General features: G+C 38.0%; 4 protein-coding genes. All 4 read left to right on the top strand.

All coding sequences use genetic code 11. From position 1 onward, the window contains the following. Nucleotides 1–368: ABC transporter permease (locus ORL93_RS04965; protein ID WP_265958721.1), on the top strand; the 368-nt coding region annotated here is incomplete at its 5' end. A gap of 1,034 nt (nucleotides 369–1,402) precedes the next feature. Continuing rightward, nucleotides 1,403–1,726 (top strand): hypothetical protein, encoded by a 324-nt coding sequence (locus ORL93_RS04960; protein ID WP_006097453.1) that lies wholly within the window; start codon nucleotides 1,403–1,405, stop codon nucleotides 1,724–1,726. A gap of 114 nt (nucleotides 1,727–1,840) precedes the next feature. Further along, nucleotides 1,841–3,103, top strand: coding sequence for an MFS transporter (locus ORL93_RS04955; protein ID WP_003209780.1), 1,263 nt, complete (start codon nucleotides 1,841–1,843; stop codon nucleotides 3,101–3,103). Between the two features lie 14 nt (nucleotides 3,104–3,117). Continuing rightward, nucleotides 3,118–7,677 (top strand): non-ribosomal peptide synthetase, encoded by a 4,560-nt coding sequence (locus ORL93_RS04950; RefSeq protein WP_265958720.1) that lies wholly within the window; start codon nucleotides 3,118–3,120, stop codon nucleotides 7,675–7,677. Nucleotide 7,678: the final 1 nt, after the last annotated feature.

Raw genomic sequence — 7,678 nt, 5'->3', positions numbered from 1 at the left:
CCAGCGCTGATATCCTGGATTGGCTCGCGGTAGCTGGGATACTCGGGCTGTTTACGCTGGCGCTGACATGGCTGGCTGTCATTCCCGGATTGACAGCGAAGTCTATGGAAGGGGCGACAGCCTACTCATACCCGCTGATTTTCCTGCCGTTTATCAGTTCGGCCTTTGTTCCCACTGAAACCATGCCTAAAATTGTCCGTGCGTTCGCTGAGAACCAGCCCGTGACTTCAATAGTGAATACGATTCGTGCCCTCTTGTATGAAGGGTCTGTTGGCAACGGTATCTGGATCGCGCTTGCCTGGTGTGTCGGCATCATAGTCATCGCTTACTTCTTCGCCAGTAAAGCATTTAAACGCCAGTTAGGGTAAGTACACCATCGGTTCGGTGTCTCATGGCAACTAAAACTTCCGAAATAAAATATATGTTTGGAAAAGCACGGGAAATTTTTCCGTGCTTTAATTATTTGTCATGTTCTCAGGATAACTATTGTCGATATAACACCTTCATGTTTTTTAACAATTGGACGCTATTGCGGAAGATCTAAGGTGAAAAATGAACAAACTTTTTTATAAAATCGAAACTTAAATCTTTTTTTAAACAGGCTCTTTCTTTTTGTTCGTTTTTCAAGGTTATTTGCATTAATTTGAACAAACTTTATTCTAAAACAATAGCTTAAAAAAGTAATGTGTCTAACTTTGGCTTTTGTTTTGTTACTCTATCTTTATGTATTTGGCCAGATTGCGGAGTGACGGATTGCGCAAATAATGGAAACTTGAAATCATTTGGGGTACCGTCATATGCCCATCAACTTAAGAATATCAACTACCCTCAATTGTACAAAAACGTTATTCTTTCTAAGCAAGGTTATTAGAAAGGATGACGCCTTTTTGTATTTAAGGGTATTAAAATCTCTTAAGGTGAGGGTATGTATGATGATTGGTTGATTGATTTTGCCACATATTAGGTGTTTTTTTACGGAATATTCAAAATAGCATCTCGATGGCATAATATTATATTGCTTATATTTACGAATGCTTAACAGTGGATTAATCCGATATTTACATTATTTGGGTATTCTAAATAAGTAAACAAGTAACAAAAAATACAATGTGAATAGGAGGGAACTTAAATCGATTCAAATGACAGAAGTTGGGCATAGTGTAAACTTATTTGAATTTTTTATTTAATAAAAATCTATCAATCATTATATAAAAATAGCTTAGTAGTCTTATTGATAAGTAGGATATTTTAATGACGGTAGTAAATAAAATGGGTCTATTGATGTATTTTTATCTGAATTTTCTAATTTGATTATTTCAACCTTATGATGATAGTAGGAGGGAATTTTGTGTGATAGTATGTGGGGTATAAAGTGTAGAGAATTCTGAAAAAGGGATGTGGATTGGATGTTCAAACTACTGTAAATAATAAAGTTACAGAACTATTAAATCATTATTTTCATCGAGTGAAGGTGAATCTTGTAGAAGAGGAAAATCAAAGAGAATTATATGAACATGAATTGATTAATGAACTATTCCCGTTGTTTAATGTTGCAGGAAATGACAACATGAATAGAGATTTTCTAATTCGCTTTCGTTTATTTGTAAGGGAGATTATTTCAGAGCAAGAACAGAAAATGAAAGAACTTGAAAAAACAAGAGATGAAGAGATAAATGTATTTGATTTAGTAGAGCGAAAAAAGATAATGAACTTTATGATTAATTGAAGTTTGAATTGTATTAAAGTTTAAATGAAAATATTTAGAGTGATTAATTATATCCAATAAAGGGCCCATGTACGCAAAAACATCCATTTTAGTAAACTTAAGGAGATCGTTTTTATGAAAACTACCGACTCAAAAAGTCTATGGGGAAATACAATTTATTTACAAGTTTTCTCTGCGTATTCACTGATTATGCTCGGAGTATTTATTGATATGTTAGCCATTATGACCATTGTTGGTTTTGAATGGGAAGTAGACCCTACTATGATTGGATTGATTCCCGTTGCGTATGCACTTCCTGGAATTTTATTTAGTTCATGGGCAGGTGTGATTGCTGATCGCTTTAGAAAAATTCCAATTATGATGTTTAGTAATCTAATGGTTGGTCTATTAACAATCGTTCTTTTATTTGTCCAAAATATTCATTGGCTTTTGTTAGCTTTAATGATTCGATCCATTTTTACCGTTTTCTATTATCCTGCACAGCAAACACTAACACGACAAATTGTATCCCCTGATTTACTTACCAAAGCGGTAAGTATCAACGGTATAGTTGAGCAAGGAACCAAGATAGTGGGTCCGCTTATAGGTGGAGTGTTACTGAGCTGGTTTCAGCCAGAGTTTTGTCTTGTAATAAGGGCAATATGTAGTTTACTAGCTGCTTTGGTTTTATTGCCCACAATAAGGTTTAAGGAATCTCTGTCAAGAGAATATATAGAAAAGCAACAGCAAAGCACTTGGACTGCCTGGTTACAAGGTTGGAGTTATGTATTATCCAATCGGATGATATTATCAACCATGATTTTCTTTACAATAGGTATGGCAGTATTACAATTAGTAGACTCGCAGTTCCCTACGTTATTTAAGAGTTTGTTCCCAAATGATAAGAGTAAAATGGGATATATCATTTCTATTATTGGTATTGGGGGAATACTTGGTGCATTCTTAACACAAAAAATAAAACATTTTCAATACGGTTGGGTAGTATGTGGGGGCATTGCTTTAATGGGAATTGGCTTTGGCGGGATTAGTCTGATAAGTCTGGTAAGTCCCGGTACATCCCTTATTTTTGGCTATCTGATTAGTTTTATCGCTGGTATTGGAAGTGGACTTATGCTTGTATCCAATCAAGTCATTCTGCAAATAGAATCTCATCAAGAACAGGTCGGAAGAGTGTTTGGAATTCAAAGCAGTTTAGCAAATGCAGTCCTCATCATTTCTCCAGCTATGAGCGGACCACTAGTTCACCTTTTCGGAGTAATTCAACTCTATCTTTATGTAGGTATTGGGCTCATCATCATTGGAGTAATTGGGGTTTCATTACAAAAATATTTTTGGGTTAAACATGAAAACGAACACATAAAAGTAACTAATCTTTGAAGGGAGATTTCTTTATGTCCAATGAGGAGCGTTATCTTTTAAGTCATCCACAGAGGAGAATATGGTATACAGAAGTTATTTATTCAGGTAAAGGTATATGTAATCTAAAATTCTTGTTCAAGATCCATCGAAAAATGGATTATTCATTATTAAATCGAGCCATGAATCGTGTTATTAGTGAAAACGATGGTTTGTGTATCAGGCTGAAAGAACATGGACATCAGGAACCTGAGCAATATTTTGTTAAACATCAAGAACGAGAATTTGACTTCTTTGATTTCAGTTCTGAGAGAGATTCAGATTTGCTGGAAAAATGGATTGAGCAGAAGGCGCAAGAGACGTTTACGTTATTTGATTCTGATTTATACTATTTCGCTTTAATAAAATTAAGCGATAATGAGTGTGCCGTCTTTGGCAATGTCCATCACATTATCATGGATGGTTTGTCAATCCAAATTTTTACTAGTCAGATTGCTAAATATTATCATAAGTTTCATAGTGAGACAGATGTGAGCATACCTAGGAACTCATATGTTCAGTTTCTAGTCAATGAACAGACATACTTGAACAGCAGTCGTTTTCAAAAGGATCAAAACTTTTGGTTAGAGGAATTCAATACACTTCCATCCGTGACGGGATTGAAACCCTATGATGCTTACCAAGTTAGTACGAGAGCATCACGTGAGACGTTTACATTATCGGAACATTTGAAGAAAAAGATAGAGAAATTTTCTGAATATTACAAATTTAGTATATATACTTTTTTTGTTGCTGCGCTTTCGTTGTCGATGTATCGATGGACCTCATCGCTTGATATTGCCTTGGGAATGGCTTACGGCAATCGTATGACTAAAATGGAGCGGGAATTAATTGGAATGATGGTGAGTACAGTTCCTCTAAGAATGGATATCGATCCTGAAGAAGAAGTACTCTCATTTATTGGTCGAGTGTCTAGAAAACAAAGTAAATCATTACGACATCAGAAATATCCATTTGATTTGTTATTAAAACAGATTAATAAAGAGAATAACAGTAATGTTCGACTTTTTGGAACTACGATTGATTATAGAGAACGTGCTGAAAGTGGTGATTCTCTTTGGATTCCAAATCGTGAAGAGGTGCAAGACTTTGCAGTACATATCGAAAATTTGACTGATATAGACTCTTTACAAGTACATGTTGATTATCGTGAAGAGCTATTTTCCAAAGAAGAGATAATTCGCTTTTTTAACACCATGCTAGCATTAATGGAAAACACATTTAAAAATCCGAAGCAGAAGGTTGCTGAGATCGAAATTATTTCAGAAGAAGATAAAAGAAAAAGTCTAGTAGAGTTCAACGATCCTAAGCTTGACTTTCCACCTCAAGCAACCATCCATGAGTTGTTTGAGCAGCAAGCGACGATTCATCCCAATGCCATTGCAGTTGTGTATGAAAAGGAGGGGCTTACCTATAGTGAGCTTAATGAACGTGCGAATCAGTTAGCTCACTATCTACAGAAAAAGGGAGTAGGACCTGATTCATTGGTTGGGCTTTGTGTTGAACGTTCTCTTGAAATGATTGTAGGTATTTTGGGGATTCTGAAGGCTGGTGGAGCTTATGTTCCACTTGATCCAACATATCCAGAGCAGCGACTTCAGTATATTTTAGAGGATGCTAGCATTCAGTTAGTCGTAACGCAAGAGAGTTTAAAAGAATCGAAATGGTTACCAGAGAATATTAAATCGATTTGCCTTGATCGAGATCAGGTTGAGATTGAGAAAGAAAGTACTGCTTTACCGATTTCTGATGTAAGTCCCCAACATCTCGCTTATGTGATCTATACTTCGGGATCAACAGGGAATCCGAAGGGAGTGATGGTAGAGCATCACAATGTGATTCGTTTATTTAAATCAACGGAATGTTGGTATCAGTTTGATGAAAAAGATACTTGGACGCTTTTCCATTCTTATGCGTTTGACTTCTCAGTTTGGGAAATTTGGGGAGCATTGCTCTATGGAGGAAGATTGGTTGTTGTTCCTTACTGGATTAGTCGATCGCCCAAGGATTTCTATCAACTGTTAGTAAAGGAAAAGGTTACGGTTCTTAATCAGACACCATCCGCATTTCGACAATTGATACAAGTGTGTGAACAAGAAGATGAGAATAAAAACTTGCATCTGCGCTATGTCATATTTGGTGGGGAAGCACTTGATCCTACTAGCTTGCTACCGTGGTTTCAAAGGTATGGAGAGCAGAACACGCAGCTAATTAATATGTATGGAATCACAGAAACCACCGTTCATGTTACGTATTATCCAATTACTCAGGATGATGTAAAGCATTCTTCAAGAAGTAATATCGGAAAGCGGATTCCAGATTTAGAAGTGTATGTGCTAGACAATTGTCAACAGCCTGTGCCTATTGGCGTATCTGGTGAACTATATATTGGTGGAGCGGGACTCGCACGTGGGTATTTAAACAGACCTGAATTGACTGCAGAACGTTTCATTCCTCATCCATTCAGTAGTGACCCGGGAGCGCGATTATATCGGACAGGAGACTTAGCGAGATACTTGCCGGATAGAAATCTAGATTATCTTGGGCGGATTGATCACCAGGTGAAAATCCGTGGTTTCCGAATTGAGCTCGGGGAAATTGAATCTGCTTTAAACGCACATGCATCCGTAAAAGAGGCTGTTGTAATTGTTCGAGAAGATCAGCCGGGTGATAAACGATTGGTGGCATATGTCGTGGGTGATGGGAATGTAGGTGAGTGGAGAGATTATCTCAAGGCGGAACTACCAAGCCATATGGTTCCTTCAGGATTTGTGATGATGGAAGCTATTCCACTAACTGCTAACGGTAAAGTTGATCGTGAGGCCTTGCCTGTACCGGAGGAGAGGGAAATTGAAAGTAAATGTGTTGCACCCAGGAATGGTAAAGAAGAAACACTGGCTACCATTTGGAAGCAAGTATTAGGGATTAAAAAGGTGGGAATCCATGATAACTTCTTTGAAATTGGTGGGGACTCGATTCTCAGCATTCAGATCATATCACAAGCGAGTCAATTGGGATTAAAACTTACACCCAAGCAAATGTTTGAATGCCCAACGATTGCCGAGTTGGCGCAAGTAGTCAAAGAAGATCAGGGAGTACAAGCGGATCAGGGGGTTGTGACGGGAGAGGTACCGCTTACTCCAATTCAGTATTGGTTCTTCGAGCAAGAACATCCGCGTCCACAACATTGGAATCAATCGATGCTTTTAAGAGTAAGAGAGAGATTGGATGTGGAGTTATTAGAGGAAGCCCTATTAAACTTACTCAAACATCATGATGCCTTACGTTTCCGGTATGAACAGTTACCAAATGCAACCTGGAAGCAGAGAAATGAGGGAATCGATGAACAGTCTGTACTTCGTGTGGTAAAGCGGAACGATGCTGATCAACAAGCGTGGAATCAAGTGATACAAGAAGAGATGGATATCACTCAAGCCAGTTTCAATTTACTTACAGGGCCGTTGATGAAAGTAGTGTACTTTGATGACGGTTCGAATGGGAACGATCGATTATTCTGGACGATTCATCATTTAGTAGTAGATGGGGTATCATGGCGAATTCTATTGGAAGATTTACAGGCCGTATACAACCAGATGAAACAAGATCAGAAGGTTCAGTTACCTGCGAAAAGTACATCCTTTAAAGAATGGTCGGAACGACTACAGGCATACAGTGAGTCAGATCTTTCAAAAGAAGTAAAAGATTATTGGCATGAACAGGCAGAAAAACAAGTGATGACGATTCCGATGGACTACCCTATACAGGAAACGACAGAAGCATCGATTGATCAAGTGACGATAACGTTGGGAGTAGAAGAGACCCACGCGTTGTTACAAGAAGTTCCGATGACTCATAAGACAAGGATTAACGAGGTACTATTGACGGCATTAGTACAAGCTATAGCTGACTGTACAAATCAGCATAAAGTTTCTGTTCACTTGGAAGGACATGGGAGAGAAGAGGTGATTGAAGGCGTTGATCTATCGCGGACAGTGGGTTGGTTCACGAGTATTTATCCCGTTCACCTTGATCTTCAAGGAACAACAACACCTATTGAGGGATTAAAGGCTGTGAAAGAGCAATTGCGTCGAATTCCGAATCAGGGCATTGATTATGGCATTTTACGCTACTTGAGCAGAGAATTGCTTCCGTTTTATCAGCAGCAAAAACCATCAATAAGCTTTAACTATTTGGGACAATTTGATCAAGTGTTTTCCAAAGAATCTTTGTTTATGCAAGAGACAGGGTTTACACGCTTAGACCATGCTCCAGAATCGAAACCATCTCACCCGATTGATGTTGTTGGTATGGTGAAAGATGGGAAGTTACATTTTGTTTGGATGTATAGTAGAAAACAGTTTTCTAGATTGACGATTAAAGCGATAGCAGATGCCATGTTGAATCAACTTCGTCTACTGATAAATCCACCAACGACAGAGTCTGCTTTTACGGTATCTGACTTTGCTGATGCAGAGGCTCTTACGGAAGAAAGCTTGAGTAAAGTATTACTTAAATTAACAAAGAAGAGGGTGTAAC

The sequence above is a fragment of the Bacillus sp. DHT2 genome (assembly GCF_026241455.1).
Taxonomy (GTDB): Bacteria; Bacillota; Bacilli; order Bacillales; family Bacillaceae_G; genus Bacillus_A; species Bacillus_A pseudomycoides.
Note: the sequence above shows the minus strand (reverse complement) of the source record. Positions and strands in the feature narration are given on the sequence as shown.

Coding starts and splice junctions, on each gene's coding strand:
- ORL93_RS04955 (WP_003209780.1), top strand. CDS start 1,841: ATGAAAACTACCGACTCAAAAAGTCTATGGGGAAATACAATTTATTTA.
- ORL93_RS04950 (WP_265958720.1), top strand. CDS start 3,118: ATGTCCAATGAGGAGCGTTATCTTTTAAGTCATCCACAGAGGAGAATA.